The 23,738-nt window shown below is 45.8% G+C and carries 17 protein-coding genes; 4 read left to right on the forward strand and 13 right to left on the reverse strand.

Annotated features, from left to right (window positions below):
- Window positions 1–496: 496 nt before the first annotated feature.
- The gene (gene gmhB / locus KO531_RS13960) at window positions 497–1,045 is read right to left on the reverse strand and encodes a D-glycero-beta-D-manno-heptose 1,7-bisphosphate 7-phosphatase (RefSeq protein ID WP_131523561.1); all 549 of its coding nucleotides are present in this window, start codon (window positions 1,043–1,045) and stop codon (window positions 497–499) included.
- A 468-nt stretch (window positions 1,046–1,513) separates the two neighbouring features.
- Between gmhB and KO531_RS13965 the strand changes: the two genes are divergently transcribed.
- Window positions 1,514–2,185: a GntR family transcriptional regulator gene (locus KO531_RS13965; protein ID WP_028760950.1), complete on the forward strand. Its 672-nt coding sequence runs from the start codon at window positions 1,514–1,516 to the stop codon at window positions 2,183–2,185.
- Between the two features lie 91 nt (window positions 2,186–2,276).
- Entirely contained in the window at window positions 2,277–3,344 is a 1,068-nt protein-coding gene (locus KO531_RS13970) for a ketoacyl-ACP synthase III (RefSeq protein ID WP_028760951.1), read from the forward strand.
- Between the two features lie 87 nt (window positions 3,345–3,431).
- On the opposite strand, the gene KO531_RS13975 is transcribed toward KO531_RS13970, so the two are convergent.
- The 12 genes from KO531_RS13975 to KO531_RS14030 form a co-directional block, all read right to left on the reverse strand.
- A complete protein-coding gene (locus tag KO531_RS13975) occupies window positions 3,432–4,025 on the reverse strand; it encodes a lecithin retinol acyltransferase family protein (RefSeq protein WP_219251473.1) in 594 nt (197 codons plus the stop codon).
- Between the two features lie 203 nt (window positions 4,026–4,228).
- Window positions 4,229–4,915 (reverse strand): exonuclease domain-containing protein, encoded by a 687-nt coding sequence (locus KO531_RS13980; RefSeq protein WP_212600713.1) that lies wholly within the window; start codon window positions 4,913–4,915, stop codon window positions 4,229–4,231.
- Between the two features lies 1 nt (window position 4,916).
- Window positions 4,917–6,764, reverse strand: a complete 1,848-nt coding sequence (locus KO531_RS13985) for a DUF294 nucleotidyltransferase-like domain-containing protein (protein WP_212600712.1) — start codon at window positions 6,762–6,764, stop codon at window positions 4,917–4,919.
- 200 nt (window positions 6,765–6,964) lie between these two features.
- Window positions 6,965–8,701 carry a sodium:solute symporter family protein gene (locus tag KO531_RS13990; RefSeq protein ID WP_028760955.1) on the reverse strand — a complete coding sequence of 579 codons (1,737 nt, stop codon included), beginning with the start codon at window positions 8,699–8,701 and terminating at the stop codon, window positions 6,965–6,967.
- 11 nt (window positions 8,702–8,712) lie between these two features.
- The gene (locus KO531_RS13995) at window positions 8,713–8,979 is read right to left on the reverse strand and encodes a DUF4212 domain-containing protein (protein WP_006082142.1); all 267 of its coding nucleotides are present in this window, start codon (window positions 8,977–8,979) and stop codon (window positions 8,713–8,715) included.
- Window positions 8,980–9,609: 630 nt separating this feature from the next.
- Window positions 9,610–10,230 carry a thiol:disulfide interchange protein DsbA/DsbL gene (locus KO531_RS14000; RefSeq protein WP_198572822.1) on the reverse strand — a complete coding sequence of 207 codons (621 nt, stop codon included), beginning with the start codon at window positions 10,228–10,230 and terminating at the stop codon, window positions 9,610–9,612.
- A gap of 121 nt (window positions 10,231–10,351) precedes the next feature.
- Window positions 10,352–11,215, reverse strand: a complete 864-nt coding sequence (locus KO531_RS14005) for an NAD(P)-binding domain-containing protein (RefSeq protein ID WP_219251474.1) — start codon at window positions 11,213–11,215, stop codon at window positions 10,352–10,354.
- 56 nt (window positions 11,216–11,271) lie between these two features.
- Window positions 11,272–12,474, reverse strand: coding sequence for an HD domain-containing phosphohydrolase (locus KO531_RS14010; RefSeq protein ID WP_219251475.1), 1,203 nt, complete (start codon window positions 12,472–12,474; stop codon window positions 11,272–11,274).
- A gap of 222 nt (window positions 12,475–12,696) precedes the next feature.
- Window positions 12,697–13,182 (reverse strand): DUF2919 domain-containing protein, encoded by a 486-nt coding sequence (locus KO531_RS14015; protein WP_131523553.1) that lies wholly within the window; start codon window positions 13,180–13,182, stop codon window positions 12,697–12,699.
- 247 nt (window positions 13,183–13,429) lie between these two features.
- A complete protein-coding gene (gene ligA, locus KO531_RS14020) occupies window positions 13,430–15,487 on the reverse strand; it encodes an NAD-dependent DNA ligase LigA (RefSeq protein ID WP_219251476.1) in 2,058 nt (685 codons plus the stop codon).
- A 103-nt stretch (window positions 15,488–15,590) separates the two neighbouring features.
- Entirely contained in the window at window positions 15,591–16,664 is a 1,074-nt protein-coding gene (gene zipA / locus KO531_RS14025; RefSeq protein WP_219251477.1) for a cell division protein ZipA, read from the reverse strand.
- A 23-nt stretch (window positions 16,665–16,687) separates the two neighbouring features.
- Window positions 16,688–20,104, reverse strand: coding sequence for a chromosome segregation protein SMC (locus KO531_RS14030; protein WP_219251478.1), 3,417 nt, complete (start codon window positions 20,102–20,104; stop codon window positions 16,688–16,690).
- A 197-nt stretch (window positions 20,105–20,301) separates the two neighbouring features.
- Between KO531_RS14030 and cysZ the strand changes: the two genes are divergently transcribed.
- Together cysZ and KO531_RS14040 are read left to right on the forward strand one after the other, a co-directional pair.
- A complete protein-coding gene (cysZ, locus tag KO531_RS14035; protein ID WP_219251479.1) occupies window positions 20,302–21,081 on the forward strand; it encodes a sulfate transporter CysZ in 780 nt (259 codons plus the stop codon).
- A 176-nt stretch (window positions 21,082–21,257) separates the two neighbouring features.
- Window positions 21,258–23,666: a DUF5916 domain-containing protein gene (locus tag KO531_RS14040; RefSeq protein WP_251068962.1), complete on the forward strand. Its 2,409-nt coding sequence runs from the start codon at window positions 21,258–21,260 to the stop codon at window positions 23,664–23,666.
- Window positions 23,667–23,738 lie beyond the last annotated feature (72 nt).

Genomic DNA, 23,738 nt, shown 5'->3' on the forward strand with positions numbered 1-23,738 from the left:
GAATTGGTTGATTTAAATTTTTGACTGCCAACCCGAAGGCTAAGCAGTTTCGATTAACTCAACACCTGTGAGTGTCCACACAGATTTGCTTGATAAATTGTTAAAGAGCGTGGTTATCAGCTTATTCAGCGTTTAACCCTTGACCCCGCTGGGTCAGTGGATGCGCATTATAGGGATGTCAGATTTTACCGCAACCCCTTTGGCGCGAATAATTACGAAAAAACGATTCAATCGCACACTTTTCAAACTAAAAGTGTGTTTTAACGCCAATATTATCGAATTTGTGCTGGATTAAGGCAAAAGATGAGGTTAACCCAGCGCTAGAAATGACAAGAGCCAACCTATTGGTTAGCTCTTTATGCCATGTTAGATCGCTTTTAACGCAAGGTTCCATTCAACAAGAGCAACAACCCACGCTACTGGCTACTGTAATAGTAGCTACTTGAGATGAACTTATAAGCAAATGTTTATCTGCTTATAAGTAGTAGCGTAGCGACTAGCCTAGGCTTTTTAAGTAAGCCGGCACATCGGCAATACTGTCGAGTACCACAGTGGCATCACTGTCATCGGCAATAACCTTACCACTGCGCACTAATATACGTGTAGTCACGCCCGCCGCTTTCGCTGCCTGCATATCTTCGGCTTTGTCGCCAACCATGACTGAGTGCGCTAAGTCGATTTTTAAGAATTGCGCCGCATCATTAAGCATACCCGGCTTAGGTTTGCGGCAATCACAGTCGACCTTATATTCCCCTATACCTTTTTCGGCATGGTGCGGGCAATAGTAAATACCATCGAGCTCGACCCCTTTATCGGCAAAGTTCCAATCCATCCACTCCGTTAAGCTGTGGAATTGGTCTTCAGTATACATGCCACGGGCAATACCGGATTGATTAGTGACGACAACTAACTTGTAGCCCATTTCTTTTAAAGAGAGGCAAGATTCAAACACACCGTCAATATATTCGAAGTCATCCACTAAGTGGACATAACCATGGTCTTTGTTAATCACACCATCACGGTCTAAAAATACTGCTCGACTCACTGTAATACTCCCAAATCGCCTAAGGCGTTATCGCGCTATTATTCCATTCATTATCAGAAATTGCACCGCGAAGTTATGCTTTTAGCGCTAAATTGCGCATTAGTGATATTTCGTGGCTGTACAGGCAAATCTCTATGCACAGCTTGTGTCTATGCGAGATAGCAATTGTCCCACCAAATTAGAGTCCAAAAAAATCCAGCAGTGAAATGTGTAATTACACTGTTTTAATCAAAATACTCAATCGAAGAAGCTGAACAGCGTTTTTACAAATAATTGCCACCGTTGCCATCGAAGCCGCTCGCAAGGAATGCGCTTCAAATCGTAAGAGAAAACCACAAAAAACCCCGTCTTTTGGGCATTGTTAGTCTCTGAGATGCTGCACTCAATCAAGCATTTCCCTTTATTTGTGGTGTTTTTAACGGTAATCTTGGGCAAATAACGAGAAAATACCCGAAATAGACGGAAATAATGAGTCGAACTACGCCTATCGTCCACAAAACCCGCACCCAGTTAGTTGTGGAAGTGCTCAGAGAGAGAATTCTTTCAGGTGACATAGCCGCAGGAGAACCCCTCAGACAAAGTGCCTTGGCTGAAGCGTTAAATGTCAGCCGTATTCCGGTGAGAGAAGCATTATTGCAACTCGAAGCCGAAGGACTCGTTAAGTTTGAGCCCCATAAAGGTGCGACTGCGACCGTGTTATCCGTCGAACAAGTCACCGAACTCTTTGAATTACGTGCAATGATCGAAACCGATCTGCTTGCGAAAGCGATCCCACGACTTCAAGAGGCTGATTTAGAAAAAGCAGAACGTGTACTCGAGCAATTGGAGTCGGCCTTCAAACATGAAGATGCCGTCGCCAGTTGGAGCGAGTTGAATACGCAATTTCACACTTGCTTATATCAGGCGGCTAATCGCCCACACACCCTTGAGGTTGTTCACGGCCTCAATACTAATTGTGATAGATACATTCGTTTGCAGTTATTGCTCGCGGGGGGAATTCCTGCCGCAGAGCATGAGCACAGGGCTTTGCTCAACCACTGCAAACTGAGAGAAACAGAAAAAGCGACGGCGCTACTGCGTCATCATATTCTGCATGCCGCAATGACAATTCGAGATCTCGTCGCCAAACAGGTGGTCTAGATCACGGACGGCCATTAGAGTTGCCGATAAGCTTTGTTGTCGATTCAAGGCAGCGCTCAGGTTCTGCCTTTTTTATTTGAGAGAAACCACCATGCAGTACGCCACTATCACTGGTTGGGGCAAATGTGTTCCACCAGCCACGCTGACCAACGATGATCTTGCGACCTTTATCGAGACATCCGACGAATGGATTAAATCTCGCACAGGGATCAGCCAGCGCCATATCAGTCATGTAAATACCTCTGAACTTGCTTCAGTTGCAGCACAACGTGCGCTCGCAGCAGCAGGTATTGATGGCAGTGAAATCGACATGATCATTCTTGCCAGTGCCAGCCCAGACACTTTGATCCCAAATATTGCATCCACTGTACAAGCTAATATTGGCGCCAGTTGTGCAGCATTCGATATCAATGCTGCCTGCAGTGGCTTCTTATATGGCTTAGGTTTAGCCAGCTCACAAATCAAGAGTGGCCAGAGCAAGAAAGTATTAGTCATTGGTGCTGAACGTTTATCTTTCTATTTAGATTGGTCGCGCCGCGAAACTGCAGTGCTATTTGGTGATGGTGCGGGTGCCGTTGTGGTTGAAGCGACAGATGTTGCCGGTGGCGTGCTCGGTTATGAGCTAAATAACGATCCTGAAGGTCGTGATATTCTGAAAGCGGGCTTTGGCACGGCGATGGACAGATTCTCAGCCGACTCATTGGACTTTTTCATTGAATTCGATGGCCAAGAAATCTTCAAGCGTGCGATTAACGGAATGAATAAATTGAGCACTAAAGTGCTTGAAAAATGTGGTGTTGATAAGGATGAAGTGGATCTCGTGATCCCGCATCAAGCCAACGAACGTATTATTGATACCTTAGTTAGCCGAATGAAAATCCCGAAAGAAAAAGCCTTCGTGAACATCGCTAATTATGGCAATACCTCGGCGGCGACGATTCCAATTGCGATTTGTGATGCGTTAGAACAAGGCATTATCAAGCCGAATCAAACCATACTCTCTTGTGCCTTTGGCGCAGGCTTAACCTCTGCTGCACTCTTGCTGCAATGGGGAAATCGCGTCACACCTATCAATATCAGTGATGCCGAGTTACCGCCTTGTGACAAAACAGGCATAGAGTTAGTCAAACGCGCTGTAGATTATTTTTGTAAGCCGTAAACGGTTTTTGCAAAACGATTACATAGTGTTTCACTAAAACAAAAAGCCATCTTAATCGATGGCTTTTTTAGTATATGACTACAGAGCTTATTCATTCAGCTTGCTAATGATCATCTCATCCCAATAGATAGCTTGATTAAAATGTTCGGCGAGTTTTTGATTTAACTCGTTAAAGCCTTTAACCACGCCTTCGCTGCCACTAATACAAGACCAGACAAATCGATGGCAATTATTGTCGAATAAATCATATTCCCGATACTGATAAATCGCCTGTTCAGCACGGGGCAACACAGACTCGGCAATAAGAGGCTGATGTTGGTGATTACAGGCAAGATAGATTTGGCTGCCAGTCCGTCCCGCTAAAAAACGCTTTACCGATACAGCCCGCACCAGCCCTGAGCCATGTAACTCTACGAGGCAATCATCACCAAGCCAAATGCCAGTATGCTCAATCACGCCAAAAACATAACAACAGACGATACTGCCAGGAATTGGCGATACTTGTTTTAATCCCTTTTGCCATTGACTCGGCGGTGCCACCATAGCGCGATTGGCAACGGGGTACTTAGGGGCCTTACCGAGTAATCTGTCACGCTCAAGCTGTTGACGCTGCTCGCGCTCATCGGCCAGCAAAACCGCACCGATTACGGCACCACCCACCCAAAGTAAAGGTAACGGCATCATATTCTCCTACACACTCAACTTAGTAGAGTGAAGTACAAGTTGGTTGGATTGCCAAGTTAACGGCAGGTTGAATTTGAACAGAGGATTAAATGTCAACTGAGTTTAGCTTGTCAGTGATTAACCTAAGATGAAATCAAGGTGAAATCAATCCATCTCAAATGGATTCACTCACCACAAAAAGTGATTTCTGTTAACACTGACTAAGTCGATTTTTGCAGTAAATCAGCCACAGTAAGCTTTGCCGCACCGCCCATGGCGGCCATTTGCGCGAGTAATAATTCCCCACAAGCTAAGGCATCGGTCAGCGCACTATGGGCCGTATAAATGGGTAAACCATAACGCTCGCGACAAGCGCCAAGGCGCAAACTCCCCTCTTTAATCACTGAGTGTTCCCGTAGTAAACGGTGCTTTTCAATCATTAAAGTATCAATTGCAGGTAAAACAATGGCTTGATGATAAATCGTCAATAAATCCTGCTGTAAAAAACGACAATCTAAAGGGGCATGATGTGCCACCAGCACGCGGCCATAGGTTTGATTGATAAACCAACCCATGGCTTCTTCAATAGTGACAGCTTGCACCAAATGATTATCAAGAATGCCGTGGATCGTCGCACTTTGGCCGACACTACCGCGAATTTGCACTAATTTTTGCTCGGCGCGTGCCAACGGGATCTCACCGCGCTCAATCGGCACCAATCCAATACTGAGAATTTGATCTTGCTGTGGATTGAGCCCTGTCATCTCCAAATCCATCGCCGTTAACGGCGCTTCGGATAACGGCATTGCCAGCAGAGGCAACAGCGACTGATAATAGCCTTTAAATAAATGATGTTGGCAACGCAGCGCCCGCCAATTGAGCTGAGTTTTCAGCAACAATGTATTCATATCAAAAGCTTCGCATAAATTTCATCTTCATCCCCGCCTGCGCCTCATGCACGACTTTAAAAGCGTCACGTAACTGATGACGAACCAGCGAAGATAAATGCCCAGGCAGCAAATAATTACTCACCTCTACCCCTAGATTATGTTGATAACCTTGGTTCGATAACCGCATATGAGCGATAAACTCGTGGGCATCAGCCAAATTGAGCGCATCTTGTCGATTGAGGATATTCGCATCCATCAAGGCACGAATACGTTTTGCAGTATTCACTTCTTTAATGCCCGCAGACAAGGCATAAACACGGGCAATATCGTTAATCAAAGCATTACCTTTATGCTTCAAATCTATGCCTTTAACTTCACTACCATCCCGCTCTAGTACAAATTTGCGAAAAAATCCTAACGGCGGCGACTCCACTAGTGAATTGCCAGTCATACCCGCGAGGAAAATATCGTTATCGCGGGTTTGAGCTAAGACTTTATCCTGTAAGGCATCAAAAAGGGTTTGCGGACCGTAAACCGATCGCATATCGAAGAAGATGCTGGCGTGCATTAACGCCTTAGGCTCAGGCGTTATGACCCATTTTTCAAATACCTGTTGCCACTGTTTGAGTGACATCCGCCATTGGGGATTTTGCGCCATAATATTGCCGGGACAAAATTCATAACCGCATTGGTCAAGCCCTGCGCACACGGCATGGGTTAAGGCATCAAAATAACCTTTAGCAAAATCATCCATCTCTTCTGCGACTAACAAGCCATTATCTTGATCTGAACACGCAGCCTGATCTTGTCGTCCCTGCGAGCCAAATGCCAACCAGCAAAAGGCCATGGGCGGTTCACCGAGTAATTGCTGATTGAGCACAATTAATCGCCGCGTCAGCGCATCGGTGACAGAGGTTAACACTCGGCCAATTTCTTCAGCTCTAGCATCGGCACTAATAAGATTTTGCAGCAATAGGGGAATTTGCTTACTGACACCAATTAAACTGGCAAGATCCTGCTGCCGTTCAATCTCACCAATCAACAGTAGCGGTTGTGAGCCCTGCCCGCGCAAGATGTCAGTACTGGTCACCATACCGATAGCTTTATCTTGATCGATAATAGGTAAGTGATGAATGTTATGCTCACTCATCAGCAGCATGGCTTCAAAAATCAATGCATTGGAGGAAATCGAGATAGGTGAAACCGTCATGGCTTGATGCACAGCAACGTTGCCATCAAGCCCTGCAGCTAACACGCGATTACGCAAATCCTTATCGGTTAAGATGCCAACCAATTTATGATTATCCGTCACCAATAAGGACGATACTCGGCGATTTCGCATCAAGAGTGCCGCCTGAGTCACGCTAGCTTGGGCATCAATAACGATGGGAGTGGAAGACATCAAGGTACTTATCCGACTTGTGGTCGTCAGATCCTTTGCCTTAAAGCGAGCCTCATGGCGTAAACGCTTTGCGAAGGCGCGGGTAAAAAACTTATCGAAGTGACGACTCTCACTCCTAAGGCTATCAAACAAGGCTTGGGGCAGATGATAAACTAGACCGTCTTCAAGAATAGCGACTTTATTAACGACTTTTTCCCCTGATAACAAAGTAGAAAAGCCAAAAAACTCACCCTCGCCCACTCTATCCACCAACACGCCGTCAGGATCGCGCACCTCAAAGGCGCCGCTACGCACCATATACAACTTAGGCGAATTCGCGTCGAAATTAACATAACCAGAGGCTTTGCTGTAATACCCAACAGTAACAGCCTTAGCGCAGCGCACGACTACATCCTCAGGCAGAGCATCAAAGGGCACAAGTCCCTGTAGAAATTGCACTACGGGTTGTAACTCACTGGCATTCATAGACAACACCTTCTTTAGGCGAATTTTTACTGAGATGTCATCACTATAGCCTGCATTGTCGCTACGCTACATTCGACTAAAGTCAGCCGCAAGCATAATAAAGTGACTCCCCACAGAGTCATAAAGGCAGGCCAAAAGAGGCAATAAAAAAGAGCGCCGAAGCGCTCTCTTGTGTTGATACTCACCATTACGCAGTAAGGTTAGTGGCCGCTTGCTTCACCCGAACCTTTAGGGAAACGAATCGATTCAACCATCTCCTGAACATGCAGTGGTGTTGCCGCAGTGACTCGACTCACTATCGCTGCCACACCGAAGTTCACTAACATGCCTACCATACCAATACCTTCTGGTGAAATACCCAGGAACCAGTTAGCAGCTATGTTAGCCGTTGGATCAACAAACTTGAAGTAGATGATATAACCAGCAGTAAACAGCAGACCCGTTAACATACCAGCAATCGCACCTTCTTTATTCATTGTCTTAGAGAAAATACCCATAACAATGGCAGGGAACAGTGAGGAAGCCGCTAATCCGAAGGCGAATGCCACCACTGCCGCCACGAAACCAGGAGGGTTCACCCCAAAGTAACCCGCAATCACAATGCCAATACCTGCCGCCAAGCGAGCATATAGCAGCTCTTTTTTATCGGAAAGGTTAGGCATTAAATTCTTTTTCAATAGGTCGTGTGAAACCGACGTTGAAATCACCAATAGCAAGCCTGCAGATGTTGATAACGCAGCTGCTAAACCACCCGCCGCCACAAGGGCGATAACCCAAGCTGGTAAATTAGCGATTTCTGGCGTAGCAAGTACGATAATATCGTTATCAATCTTCATTTCATTTTTGCTAGCGGGATCTTCAATCTTACCTGACGAATAGTAAATTTTACCGTCGCCATTTTTGTCATCCCACTTAATCAAACCGGTTTTTTCCCAGTTCTTAATCCAATCTGGTGCAGACTCATAAGCCACACCTTTAGAATCGGGACCGTTAATAGTTTCAATCATGTTCACGCGGGAGAACGCTGCTAACGCAGGCACTGTGGTGTACATAATCGCAATAAAAACAAGCGACCATCCTGCAGTGATACGTGCATCTTTCACCTTAGGTACAGTGAAGAAACGCACGATAACATGGGGTAAACCCGCAGTACCCACCATCAAGGCACCCGTAATACAGAACACATCTATCATGCTCTTAGAACCGTCGGTGTAAGGTGCAAAGCCGAGCTCAACCGAAACGTTATTGAGTTTTTCTAACAAATACACACCGCTATTATTGCCAGCGGCATCCAGTAACTCAGCACCAAAACCAATTTGCGGAACTAAGTGGCCTGTCATCATCACTGAAAGGAAAATAGCCGGAACCATAAAGGCGAAAATCAGTACGCAGTATTGGGCAACCTGAGTGTAGGTAATCCCTTTCATACCACCGAGTACCGCGTAGAAGAACACGACCGCCATACCGATATATACGCCAGTATCCACCTCCACTTCAAGGAAGCGCGAGAACACAACACCCACACCGCGCATTTGCCCTGCAATATACGTAAAGCAAATAAAGATGGCACAGATAACCGCTACAGTACGTGCCGCCTGTGAGTAATAACGCTCACCGACGAAATCTGGCACAGTAAACTTACCAAATTTACGTAAATACGGTGCCATACAAAGGGCAAGCAATACGTAACCGCCCGTCCAGCCCATCAAGTACACACTACCATCGTAACCGACGAAAGACACAATACCCGCTAACGAAATAAATGACGCCGCTGACATCCAATCTGCCGCCGTTGCCATACCGTTCACCACAGGGTGAACACCGCCGCCAGCAACATAGAACTCTTTGGTTGAACCCGCACGGGTCCAGATTGCAATCCCAATGTAGAGCGCAAATGAGAGCCCTACGATAATATATGTGAGTGTTTGAACATCCATCTCAAAGCTCCTTAGTCTTCTTGTACGTTATATTTTTTATCTAAGGCGTTGGCTTTTGCCGCGTAGACAAAGATAAGCGCAACGAATACATACATAGATCCCTGTTGTGCAAACCAGAAACCTAATTTGAATCCCATGAAATGGACTTCATTGAGTACATCAACCAATAAAATGCCGCATCCAAAAGAAACTGCCGCCCAAATGGCTAATAAGCTCAGTACGAGACGAATATTCTCGCGCCAATAACCCTTTGCCTTGTCGTTGTTTTCAAAACCCATAGTGACTCCCCTGTGCTGTTTTAATTTTAAGTCATGTTTAATCTAGCAACAGCTGGTGTGAGCACAATCACGACTTTCGTCTAACCCGTGATTCAAAACACTGTCCGAAAATAGCGAATAGAAACAAATTCAATGAGTTAACAATGGCATTACATTTCGATACGGTTTTAACTTTTTTAACAGGTTAGACCAATGTCGAACAAGAATGAGTGGGATGTGAATGGAGAAAGAAGATTTGCAACCAATAAATAGAAATAACTTATTGTCTGAACTAGGGAAATTAGAAATTTAAATGACCTTTAATACGGCTCTAGACTGGTTAAAAAATCAGATAATTGAGATTTTTAGCCTAGATTATTGAGAGTTTTAATCATGAGTTTCTCAATTAATTAGAGACATTTCATTTCATCAAACCTAGGTCAGGTCAATTGCTTACCGTTTCATTTCCTCATGTTATTTCGTCAAAATGTTAGGGTTTGACTCACTGCCTCCTTGCAGGTTTACAACAAAAAATAACCCAGCCTATGCTGGGTTACTCAATCTACCTTGAGGAAACGTGACTAAGCGTTACTCGCAACAAGCGGCTTTCATCGCATGATACATCGCGTGCCGTCCGTCTATAAAATGCCGTTACTTCGCAGCTAAAAACCTCACTAACGCCGCCAATTCTTCTGCGGTATGTGCGGTTGAGGTCAGCATATAACGGCCATTAACCAGTAATGACGGTACCCCCTTGATCCCAGCAAGCTCAGCTTGAGAGTCATAATTCATTAGGGTAAATTTAGCATCGACGGAATTCATCGCGGCATCGACATCATCCGCCTTAGCGCCTTGGGCAAGGAAAAAGGCTTTTACTTGCTCAAGGGTGGTAAATTGCTCACCTTTCTCATGAATTTGCTTAAAAATGGCACCATGGGTTTGCTTAGTCATCTTTAATTTTTGCGCCATATAATAGGCAAACTGGCTCAATTCCCAAGCGGGACGACCTGCACCAACGGGGGTACGCTCAAAGGCCACATCTTTGCCAAGCAGCTTTACTGTCGACTCGATGAGCGGTTCTTGCTTATAACAATGTGTGCAGTTATAAGAAAAAAACTCCCGCAGCACTGGCTTTTGTGCTTCGGTAATGCCCGCCACAGTGACGTAATCCTTGCCTTCTTCGAAACTTGCAGCCTGCAGGGCAAAGCTGGCACTCAGCATTAATCCGCACGCAAATACTGCTATAGGTCGAACTCGATTAAACACGCTCATGATATTGTCTCTTTTTATTCGTCATTTGTTTAAATAAGGATTACACATTTGCTCAAGCAAATTTGGAACTCAAAGATAACCTAAAAGTTCAACTTTTACCTTTTACAGTAATGAACCTTTCTCAACATGCCGCTAGCATATCCAGCGGCGAAACATACTGATATCGAAAGCCTAAATCCGTGACAATCGCGTCAGCTTGGATGACTTTACTCGGCATAGATTGTTGATTAAATTCTGGCGCGACTAAACCTAGAGATTCAGCAGCAGCTTGATAAAACTCAGCTTTAGTCGGATGTGAAGGTGCGCAAAGATTATAAATCGGCGCCACTGATAATCCAGAATGAGTTGCCGCGAGAATTGCGCTAACGGCGCGCACACAGTCACTAAGATGGACTAAATTTACCGCGACATTCGCTCCACTCACATCGGTTTTTCCAGCAAGAAAACGCCCAGGATGACGTTTAGGACCGACGAGTCCAGCAAAACGAACGATACAGGTATGGGGCAATGCTTGAAATAAAGCTTCAGCATCTAACAGCACTTGGCTATCGCTTGATTCTGCCATCGCATCGGCTTCTGTCATCAATTTATCTTGGGTCGGATATACGCCCGTAGTGCTGATAAACACAATCCGCTGATATTTCCAGCCTTGAGTTAATGCGATGAGTTGTTGTAATTCTTCAAGATAAGCGGCATTACCACGCTTTAATCGGGGAGGAATATTGACCACCAGATAATCAGTCTGAAATAAACCGCTCAACGCCTGAGCATCGGGGGCAGATGATGCTTCGTGGCCCAATTGCAGCGGATAGGCTTCAATCCCGACTTCAGTTAATACCGATAATTCTTCGGCACTGCGCTTACAGCCAGTGACTCGATAGCCCTCATGGACAAGTTGCTTTGCCAAAGCAAAACCAAACCATCCACAACCGACCAAAGCAACACTGGATTTTACTGCGCTGTTTTCTGCTTTTACATTCGCCATATTAGCCCTAAGGGAATCACATCAGCGGATAGAATACGGAACTTAGCGCATAAGATTCAAGTTTGTAGCGAACTAAAATAAAAACTAATCCCTTTATCGACTTGTAAGGTACGAATCGCCCCCTCGGACAACTCTTCCGCCTTGATGGCTTTTTGTACTGTCACGCCTTCATTACTTAAAAAACGCAGCGATGGCTCACTGCCATCCTCTTTGCAGGCCCACACTTGGGGTTGACTCACTTCTTTGGTGGTCATGATCACTTTCGCAATACTGTCATCGGAGAGCTTTACTATGGTTCCTGGTGGGTAGATGCCAAGAATTTTAACCAACACAGAAATCAGTGATTCTGAATGTTTACTCGCACGGTTTTTAAACAAATAACCTAATGCTACTTGAGGAGATGTCACTTGCTGACCACTGAGCTGTTGATCGTAGTCATTTGCCAAACTCACGATCTGCGTAATGATAGGGATTTTATGACCCGTCAATCCGTCAGGAAATCCTGAACCATCAACAAACTCATGGTGGTGTAAAATGACATTCAGCACTTCTTTAGGGAATAATCCGGAACGATTCAGCATGTCAAAGCCAAAATTAGGGTGCATTTGCAAATAGCTTGCTTCGTGTGTAGTCAAAGAGCCTCGCTTACGGCGAATAACATCAGGTACCTTAAGTTTACCAATGTCATGTAACAAACTACCAAGAGCAATATCACGCAGCTCTCTTGGAGTTAAATCCAGCGCATGACCTATCATCATTGCCAGCACAGCCACAGAGACGCCATGTTGGGTCACACTGACATCATTATCATCCATTCCAACTAATGTTAGGAACGGTGTTTCAACTTCCTGTAGATGGCTGAGTAAGTCTTCGACCAGTGCCGCCGATAAACGATAGGCGCCTTCAGGATCGCTGACTATTTTACCAAACACACTACGGCAGTTATTCACATTCATTAAAAAACGCTTCTGACTCAAACGCATCGCCTTACGGGTATCAGCCTTAAGATCACGCTCGGGTTCAACTGCTATCTCATCTTCGATGTCATCTTCTTCAACAATATCCAGTTCGGCATTCAATTCAGATAACAAAAAAACATAGGGGACGCCTAAGCCACGGATCATTTCAATTTGAGCGGCACTGCTAATATCAACACGGTTAAATAAAAAAGGATGGTTCGTCCATGACAAAGGCAACTTGACTCTCATGCCAAGTTGAATTTCTGACAGTAACAACTTTTTTTGAGGTACTTTTGCCACGCAATATGACTCCTTTCAAATGTAATGTGGATATAAACAGATGGCCTTATCTGCGTATCCAACAGGGCACATTTAAGCTAAGTACATATAACTATAGATGATTCAAAGCATTCAATGGAGAAATAAGGTAAAAATCCTTATCAAACTGAGGGATAGAACACATCGTCATGTGCCCCACCGCTCAGATCTAAATAAAGTTATTATATAACAATACGATAAAAACTAAGGCTGAAGTTCTTTAGCTTCTTCTTTTGGCCAATCACGGAGGTAATAACTGAGTCGCTTCGATTTAATAAGATAAATGCTCGACCAAAACAACATTAAAGCGTCTAAAGCAAGACTCCAATGAAACAGAAATTGGCCATGGATTAACCGCTGACCCAACAAGACGCCATCAATAATCAACAGCAACCACAACCCCCATTTTAAATGCACAAAAATCGGTCTTAACCATTGGGGCGAACGTCGACGTTCAGCTATCACCACAAGATAAATCAAAACCGCGCCAAGTCCCGCCCCGAGTGCTAACAAAAAATCTGACTTTTCAGGGTAAAAAATCCGCACTAACTCAGAACGGTCACCCATCTGAGTCAGCGAGGCGATAAAAATACACCAACCACGCGCGAGATAAGCCAAAAGCGCATATAAAAAGATGGGCGGTTTAATGTGGCCTTTATCATCGAGCCAAGTGATGTGACTAAAATTCAAATAGGTTTCCAATCAGCAAAATCTAAAACAGCATATCAAGGAGATGGTGCCAATCGCGGTTAATTCAATAGCCAAAGCAGATAATCTTTCCGCACCTTGATTATTTTCAGACAAAAAATAGCGCCTTGGGCCAGGCGCTATTTAATATCTGCTATTCGGCGGTATTCCCCCCTCGATACAAGGCTGCAGCCGTTACAGCCGGCATTGAATCAACATCAAGCCAACGCCCTCTCTGAAATGACGCCAATCAAGCGTTCGCGGCGAGAAGGGCTAACAACGCGTCTTCATCCATCACTTTAACACCAAGCTCCTGCGCTTTAGCCAGTTTTGAACCTGCCGCCTCACCTGCCACTAAACAATCGGTATTTTTGGAGACACTGCCTGCCACTTTCGCCCCCAGCGCCTGCAACTGAGCTTTAGCATCATTGCGATTGAGCTGATTTAAGGTGCCAGTCAATACCCAAGTTTGGCCTTTAAGCGGCTGTGCATCTGCACTTGGCGCTTCAATGGCGGGCCAATGCACACCAGCAGCGATTAAAGCATCAATAACTTCAAGGTTATGGGGCTGGGCAAAAAAATGGGCCACATGCTGGGCAACAACAGCACCAACATCTTCCACTTCAGTTAACTGCTCCACAGTTGCCACCCGCAGCGCATCTAGACTGGCAAAGTGCGCCGCCAGGTTTGCTGCCGTCGCCTCACCCACTTCGCGAATACCTAAGCCATATAAGAAACGCGCAAGAGTGGTGGTTTTGGCTGCTTCAATCGCGGCCGCTAAATTGGTTGCCGACTTCATCCCCATGCGGTCAAGCATCGTCATCATAGAAGCGGTGAGCTTAAACAGATCCGCAGGACTTTGAACTAACTCTTTATCAATCAATTGCTCAACGACTTTGTCGCCCATGCCATCGATATCTAAAGCCTTGCGGGATGCAAAATGCTTAATCGCTTCTTTACGCTGCGCTTCGCAGAATAAACCACCGCTACAGCGAGCCACAGCCTCACCTTCTAGGCGCTCAACTAAACTGCCACATACAGGGCAATTATGCGGAAATACAATGTCAGTCGCCGTTTCAGGGCGTCTTTCAGGCACTATGGCAACAATTTGTGGGATAACATCGCCAGCGCGGCGGATGATCACAGTGTCACCGACCTTAATGCCTAAACGGGCAATTTCATCGGCATTGTGCAGCGTTGCATTTGATACCGTCACGCCACCAACAAACACTGGCTTTAAGCGCGCCACTGGCGTCACGGCACCTGTGCGGCCCACTTGAAAATCAACGCCTTCAAGTTGGGTCATTTCTTCCTGTGCGGGGAACTTATAGGCAATCGCCCAGCGGGGAGATTTAGCCACAAAGCCTAAACGTTGCTGCTGGGCAATGTCGTTAACTTTCATCACTACGCCATCAATTTCAAAGGCTAAATCGCCGCGACGGCTGAGAATGTCTTTGTAGTAATCATAGACTTGGCTTAGTTCAGCGCAGACTTTAATTTCACTACTTACGGGTAAACCCCACGACTTAAGCTGTTGCAACTGTTCAAAATGGGTTTTAGCTAACGGATGGGAGTCGGGCTCCACCACACCGAGCGCATAGGCATAAAAAGCCAATGAACGGGCAGCAGTAATTTTACTGTCGAGTTGTCGCAAGCTACCGGCTGCTGCGTTACGCGGATTAACAAAAAGTTTTTCATCTTTGGCGCGCGCCCTGTCATTCAAAGCTTCAAAAGCGGCTTTTGGCATAAAAGCCTCGCCGCGCACTTCAACGACCTCGGGAAAATCATGACCACGTAATTTAAGCGGGATCGATTTAATAGTTTTCACATTTTCAGTGATGTCTTCACCTACTGAACCATCGCCGCGCGTCGCCGCACGCTCGAGCACACCATGGCGATACAAGATACTCACGGCAAGGCCATCGAGTTTAGGCTCACAACAAAAGCTCACCTCACCGACTTTATCGGTGACACGCTTATGGAAAGCACTGAAATCCGCCTCATCGAAGGCGTTATCTAAACTCAACATAGGCTTAAGGTGCGTGATTTGATCAAATTTGGCGAGCGCTAATCCGCCCACCCTTTGAGTCGGTGAATCAGCGACAATCAAATGGGGATACAAGGCTTCTAACTTGAGTAAACGCTGCATCAACCTGTCGTACTCAGAATCGGTAATGCTCGGTGCATCGTCTACATAGTAACGAATGTTGTGCTCGTTCAGCGATTGGCTGAGCGCCTGCATCACCTGCGATGCGTTTTCTGGGGTGACGTCTTTAGACAGAAGTGTATCGATTTGAATGTCTTGCATATTCTTTATCCAGAATTCTTTAGATCACAAAAAGTAGATCACAAAAAATGAGGCCGCAATCGCGGCCTCATCAATGTATTAACCGCCAAGTTGCGGCGTCGGCTTAAGCGTTAGCGCGAATGCGGTGTAAATAATCTTGCTTAGTGAACTCACCCCAAGGTTGGCGTTGTCCGTCAAGCACGACCGCATCGATATCATCCGCGAGTTGACGCGCCGAGTTAAGCATAATCGAGAAATTCATTAGGGCGTCACCGTAGCAAGGCAAAGTCATGAAAAACACCACACCTTGGGTACTGAACTGCTCCATATTATCCGGATCAAACACGCCAGGCTTTAGCATATTCGCTATCGAGAACAATACTTTACCATTGCCAGCATTATCCACATGGCGATGGAAAATATTCATATCGCCATATTTAAAATTCAAGGTTAAGAAACAAGGTAGCAATTCGGCGCCGTTAAGCTGTAGACCCTCTTTAGCGACCACGTGTAATACCAGTACGTCGCGTGGTTCACCTAACTCATCTTCAGCGGCTTGTTCGACAACCTCTTCTTGATATCTATCTTCTTTATATTCATTTTCGTCAAACAAGGCCGTTTGCTGCGGAGCTGCACTACGTAACGCATGTTCCTGCTCAGCCGCTTTTTGCGCGACGATAGCCGCATGAGATTGACCCATTGGCGGAGTTTGCGTACTCACTTGAGTGTTCAAAACGGGCTCTTGACGCGAGACTTTCGGGCCACGGTGTTGCTCTTTTGCCACGGGTGGCTGCAAGCTAAAATCAGGCTGAGCTGTTACAGGCTCGTGTTTAGGGCCAACTTTCAACTCTGGTTTAAATTCTGCTGATTTAAACTCTTGTGGTTTAAATTCAGGCTTAGGTTCTAGCTTTACTTCCTGCTTCAAATAAGGATTGGTCGCAGGAGTTTCGTTGTTAGGTGCAAGTTCACCGGCTTTGCGCACGCGTACGGCGCCAATACCATCGGCATCAAACCCTTCTGAATCGATCCGCTTCGGACTCGGCTCACCTTTCTCAGCCTGTTTCTTATAAAAGTTGCTCATTGGGCTATCTTTCAATGATTTAGGCTGTTGTCTTCTGATAGACCAAAATCCATGCACCAGCACAGCAACTATGGCTATGGCGCCTAAAACGAACAATACTAGTTGCAAATCTTCCATTGGTTACCCTGTCTTTCTTCTAGTTATCCAGCGTCAGCCATCGCCACCGCTTGCTCTATGTCTACCGCAACTATACGAGACACACCGGGCTCGTGCATAGTCACGCCAATAAGTTGATCCGCCATTTCCATGGTTATTTTGTTATGGCTGATATAAATAAACTGTACGCTCTGTGACATTTCTTTTAGCAATCGACAGAAGCGTTCTACGTTGGCATCGTCTAATGGCGCATCCACTTCATCTAACATACAGAAGGGAGCAGGATTCAGCCTAAAAATGGCGAATACCAATGATAAAGCGGTTAATGCTTTTTCACCACCCGAAAGAAGATGGATTGTGCTGTTCTTCTTCCCCGGTGGTTGGGCCATGATAGTCACGCCCGTTTCTAGCAAATCGTCGTCAGTTAACGCTAAATAAGCTCGGCCGCCGCCAAACACTTTCGGAAATAAGCGTCCGAGATCTTCGTTGACTGAATCAAATGTCGTCTTAAAGCGGCTTCGGGTTTCCTTATCTATTTTACGGATCGCTTCCTCTAAGGTTGCAAGCCCTTTATTTAAATCGTCATCTTGATGATCAAGATAAGATTTTCGCTCACTTTGCTGTTCAAATTCTTCGATCGCCGCAAGGTTAATGGCACCTAAACGAACAATTTTCTGCCGTATTTGATCTAAATCACTCTGCCACTTGTCTGGCATCCCCTCTGCGGGCAAGTTTCCAAGGATTTCAGACAGAATGATTTGCTGTTCCTGTAAGGCTTCCAGCTGACTATTCGCTTGGCCTTTTATTCCTTCACGACGTAACTTTAACGTGCTCAGGCTTTGAGTCAAGTCCTCAAGCTTACCAAGCTCTTGTTTTTGCTTTATTCCTATACGGTTTAATGTGTCTGTGAGCACACTTTGCTGCTGACGAACCTCTTTTAAGCCCTGTTGTTGCTCATGTTGTTGCTTTAGTAACTGCGTTAACTGTTCAGTCAGCTGCCCACTATTTTGCACCCCACTCAATTGGGCAACTTTGGCAAGTTCTGTTAACACAGACTCGCGGGAGTGGATGAGTTCATTGACACGCACTTGCTGTAATTCAATTTGCTCCGTGCTCACGGCCATGCGCATCGTCACGGCTTGCAAACCCGTCGCAGTGGCTGATAATTGACGTTCTACCTCAGTAATACGCCCTTTTAATGCTTGATGGCGCACACTATCGGCCTGCGTGTCTTGGATGAGTTGCCGTTGAATATCTTCACTTGCCTGCAGCGTCTCATCGAGCTCCATTTCTTGTTCTGCTAATAATTCGCATTGCTCGCTTAAGCGTTCAATATCAATCAAACTCGTACTTAAAGCCGCGTCGAGTTTACTTTGCTGTTCGACGCGCGCCTTCACTTGCTCGATTAAACCACTAAGCTGCATCGACTTAGTCGCTTTGTCTAACTGCAATTGATGTAATTTTTGCGCGCCATCGGTCAGTTGCAGTCTTTGTTGCTGCAAAATAGCCGCAAGATCTGTCATCTTGTCTTGCCGAATCTGCAGGGATTGTTGCAAATCGAGGATATTTTGCGCTAACTGAGCTTGCTCTTTACTGAGTTGCACCAGTGACTGGGCGCCCTCTGTTTTCGTGATTAAAAAACCTTGTCCCAGTAGATAACCGTCGGCAGTGACAATCCGTTGATCGGATGTTAGCTGTGGCAGCAGTTCTTTCGCTGCATGGATATCCTTTGCCCACTTAAGCCCCGCTAACCAAGGGGCGAGATTCACCTTAGCCTGTAAAAATTCACTTTGGCTTGATTGTGACGCTAACGCTTGAAACCCCATTTCAGTTTCAGTGACGCCAACGGGCAAGGTCAACAAGCCATTTAGGGCGAGTTCCGCCGCTGTTTCCCAACCATTTTCAACGGTTAAACTCTGCCATAACTGCGGTTTATCACTCTGCTGTTCTTGCTTAGTCAACCACTGTTCAACCAGCTCATGGCGCGCTTTAGTCGCGGTTAATTGCTGCTGAATGTGCTCAGCGCTATGACGGGCTACATCTAAAGCTTGCGTACTTGCACTTACACTTTGTTCTTGCTGATGATTAATTTCATTTTGCAGTGTGAGCGCATCATCCAAAGACTCAATATCTTGCTGCAATGGTGTAATACTCGATGCGAGATCACCGTCCATTAACGCCGAAAGTTGCGCCTGCTGCTCACGACTTTGCTGCTGTTTGTGTTGCAGTAATTGCTGCTGATGCGCTAACTGGCTGCGACGTAGTTCAAGCTGCAACTTATGCTGAGAAACATCCGCTGCCTGTTGGCGCGCCACTTCGGCCTGCTGCTGACTACGTTCTATGCTCATTTCCCATTGGGATTGCAGCTCATCCATGAGCTCTTGTTGCTCATCATGCTGTGGCCCAAGTTTGGCAAGCTCAAGCTCCAACGCGCTAAGACTCGCTTTATAGCCGTTAAGCTTGTCGGTATTTTGTTGGATCTGCTCTTTGACTTGCGCCAACTGGGTTTCGAGCTGGGCGTCGCGCTGCTTTTGATTCTGTAGCTGTTGCTCTAACTTAGCGATTTCAGTACCAGTCAGATAATAGGCTTCAACGGCTCGCTGCTCTTGCTCCGCCAGTTGCGCGAGTTGCACTTGCAGTTCAGTGGTTTGTAATTCATCGGTTTGCGCGAGTGACTGCGCCGCCGCTTGCTGCACTTCAATAGCACTTATCTGCTCAGATAGGCTCGCCATCTGAGCTTGCAACTCTTGATAGCGCATCACAAGGAGTTCAGCATGGGTCTTACGCTCGGCCTGTTTAAGCTCACGATATTGTTTAGCGGCTTTAGCCTGCTGCGCGAGTTTATCTAACTGCTTACCGAGTTCACTGCGAATATCGCCCAAACGCTCGAGGTTTTCGCGGGTATGGCGAATACGGTTTTCAGTTTCGCGCCGACGCTCTTTATAGCGGGAAATCCCAGCGGCTTCCTCAATAAAGGTGCGCAAGTCTTGGGGTTTAGATTCAATCAGGCGGGAAATAGTGCCTTGCTCGATAATGGCATAACTTCGCGGGCCAAGACCTGTGCCCATAAACAAGTCGGTAATGTCTTTACGACGACACTTTTGACCATTGAGAAAATACCAAGACTCACCGTCGCGGCTCACCTGACGCTTAACGGCGATTTCTTCATAACTGGCATACTGACCAGCGAGGCGACCCTCTTTGTTTTCAAAAATAAGTTCAACACCCGCCACAGACACAGGTTTTCGCGCGCTTGAACCGTTAAATATCACATCGGCCATAGAATCACCGCGTAGGTGCTTCGCCGAGCTTTCACCGAGCACCCAACGCACGGCATCGATCACGTTCGATTTGCCGCAGCCATTTGGGCCAATAATGGCGGTTAATGCCTGTAAAAAAGGAATTTTCGTGGGATCGACAAACGACTTAAAGCCGGCAAGTTTTATCTGTTTTAATCTCATGGTGCCAGTTAGCGCGTCTCTGAAGTCTGGCCCGAAAATGAGCCAAGCGGTGCAAATGCATTTATCGGCCAACTTTAACAAAGCAGGCAGCATTTTGTAACGCTTTTTATTGAATTCATGCGGCTTTTAGCTTGTCATCTGTCCATGAGTTGATCACAATCGCATATAGCTGTCGCTTAACTTTTTGGAAAAACGATATGACACAGAAAAAAACCTTGCCCTTCCCAGCCAAAAGTGGCGTTAATTATTTTCTCGATGGCTTTGGTTTAATCACACGTAAAGGCCTGCGCACTTTCGTATTTATTCCGTTAATGATTAACCTTCTGCTGTTTGCTGGCGTCATTTATGTAGCCATAGGCCAGTTAGATACGCTATTCACTTGGATGACTGCCCAGCTCCCTGACTACTTAAGCTGGTTAAACTTTTTGCTTTGGCCACTCGCCGTCACCACTATGCTGGTGATGCTTGCTTTTGTATTTAGCTCCGTCATGAACTGGCTCGCTGCCCCCTTTAATGGTCTGTTGGCTGAAAAAGTCGAGCAGCTATTAACTGGTAAGCAGCTGAATACCGGTTCTGGTATTGATTTAATCAAAGACTTACCGCGTATCCTTGGGCGTGAGTGGATCAAACTCAAATACTATCTGCCCCGCGCACTGGTATTTTTGTTATTGTTTTTAGTGCCTATGGTAGGCCAGACGCTGGCGCCGATTTTATGGTTTCTGTTCAGCGCTTGGATGATGGCGATTCAGTACTGCGATTATCCCTTCGATAACCACAAGGTCAGTTTTAAAGATATGCGCTTTGCCTTGAATCAAACCCGTGGCACCAGTTTTAGCTTTGGCGCAACTGTGACGCTATTTTCGATGATCCCCATAGTCAACTTTATCGTCATGCCAGTGGCGATTTGTGGCGCGACGGCCATGTGGGTCGATAAGTATCGTGAAGCATATCGCAACCATGCCATCGCACCCGAGTAGTAACACCAGCAGTGCTGAGTCATGGCTCAGCACTGCTCCCCAATTTTTTAGACCCAATAATCCAATCATGTTTCGCCTCGTTAAAATCAACGCAAACCTTGTAACAATTACTCGCTATTGTTAACTTCACATTTTCTGGCAAAATGCGCGCCACGAATGTGTTATTTGAGTCTTTTTTGTTGAAATCAATCTTAGCCATCATCTTATCTAGTCTTACTTTTCTACCTGTAACTTGTCTTGCTGGCTATGCCAGCCAATTTCAGTTAGCCATTCCAACACTTAACAGTGCTGCCAATATCGACGGTGAGTTGGACGATGCCATTTGGCAACAAGCCGCAGTCACAGAGCTCAAATACGAAACCCAACCAGGGGAAAACATTGCCGCATTAGTGAAAACCGAGGCGCGAGTCTATGCGACTAAAACCAGTCTTTTTGTGGCATTTACTGCCAAAGACATTAATCCCAAACTCATTCGCGCCACACTCAAGGACAGAGACAAACTGTGGAGTGATGATTTAGTCGGAATTAAACTCGATACTTTTAATAATGCCCGTTTAGCATACCAATTTTTTATTAATCCCCTTGGCGTGCAATTAGACTCAATTGAAAACGAACTAACGGGTGAAGAAAGCGAAGCATGGGATGGTATTTGGAAATCCGCAGGCAAGATCACCGCCGATGGCTATCAGGTCGAAGTCGAGTTACCACTGAGACTGTTCAACTTTGACGACAAGAAAAGCCTGCAAGAATGGGGCTTTGAGTTAATTCGTTATTATCCACGCAATGAAAAACATCGCCTATCGACCCATAAGATTGACCGTAATACGAGTTGTCAACTTTGTCAGTTAGGTGTGGCTTCTGGCTTGGCGGGGGCAGAACAAGGACAGGATGTACAAATCACCCCGACTTTTATCGCCAACCGTAACGAACATAAACAGGCGGATGGCTGGGAAGCTGATAACAATCTCGAGCCAGGTGTAGACTTGCGCTGGGGCATTAATTCCAGCACCTTACTCAATGCCACCATTAATCCCGATTTTTCCCAAGTGGAATCCGATGCTGGCCAGCTCGATGTGAACAGCACTTTCTCCTTGTTCTATGATGAGAAACGGCCGTTCTTTTTGGATAATAAAGACTATTTCGACACACAGGTGAATCTGCTGCACACCCGCAATATTGTTGCACCTGACTATGGTATCAAACTGACAAGTAAGAGCGATGATCACACCTTAGCTCTGCTAGCAAGTAACGATAGCCAAACCACGTTTTTGGTACCGGGAAATTTAAGCTCAGAGGTTGCCTCGCTTGATCAAGAAAGTTTGAACCTTGCTGGACGTTATCGTTTCGACATGAGCAAAACTTTCTCCATCGGCGGATTACTTACCGCGAAAACAAGCAGTGACAACACTCACAATGGTACAGTAAATAACCCACACGATGGGATTAACAGCCAACCCGATTACCACAACTATGTCATTAGTCTGGATGCGAAATATCAACCAACACCACAGGACAGTTTCACTGCACAAGTGGCCCAATCGGATACTCAGTACCCCACTGGAGTCTATCGTCAATTTTGTACTGACACTGAAAAGGCCCCTAGTAATGGGTTGCCCTGTGGCCAATCTCAGCTTGATTGCGAACTCGGTCACTGCCAACTCAACGAACAAGTATTACGTAGCCAATCTGATAGCCGCTTTGGCGGCAATTTATATCAGTTAACCTTTAAGCACGAAGAACGAAATTGGTTTGCTTACAGTGAATACAACGCCGTTGATCCCGATTTTCGTGCCGATTTAGGCTTTGTCGAAAAAATCGATTACCGCACCTTTGAGGCTGGTGCGGGTTTGATTTGGTATCCTACGGGCACCTTTAACAAGGTAGAATTAGCGGGAGATTGGGATATCACTCATAACCAAGCAGGCGAACGACTTGAAGAAGAGTATGAAGCCTACATAGAAATCCTCGGCGCATTACAAAGCGAAATCACCTTTGGTATAGAAACCCGTGAACGTGTGGGCCCTCGCCGCGATGCTTCACAACTCACTATCGCCGGAAATAGTCAACTATATGATGAAACCCAAGTGTGGTTTTATGGCGCAGTAACCCCGTTATCGCCCCTGAGTATGGAGCTTGAAATGTACTACGGCGATGAAATTGATTTTATCAATGATAGGCTGGGCACTAAAACGCAAATGAACCCGAGTATCAATTGGAAAATTGCTAATGGACTTTCTATCGATATATCCCATCTTTATCAGCAAATGGATGTGGAACAAGGTGCGCTTTTTACCGCTAATCTGAGCGATGTACGCCTCAACTGGCAATTCAGTCTACACAGTTTTATTCGCCTTTCTAGCATTTACACCCGGATAAATCGCAATGTGGCGCAGTATTTATATTCAGCGCCGCAGAGTGAGGAAGCGCATTTAGGCAATGAGCTCCTCTACGGTTATAAACTCAATCCGCAGAGTGTGTTCTACCTCGGATACTCTGATAGTTTGCAGGCTAATGATGAGTTAAGCCGCCTGACACGGGACGAGAAAACCTACTTTATGAAGTTAAGTTACGCATGGCTGCTATAAACAATCATTGCCTTAAACAGAAAGCAACTTAGGCAAACAACTGACATAAAAAAGCCCACATCTTCCTCGATG

This window comes from Shewanella sp. NKUCC06_TVS (genome assembly GCF_019345515.1).
Taxonomy (GTDB): domain Bacteria; phylum Pseudomonadota; class Gammaproteobacteria; order Enterobacterales; family Shewanellaceae; genus Shewanella; species Shewanella oncorhynchi.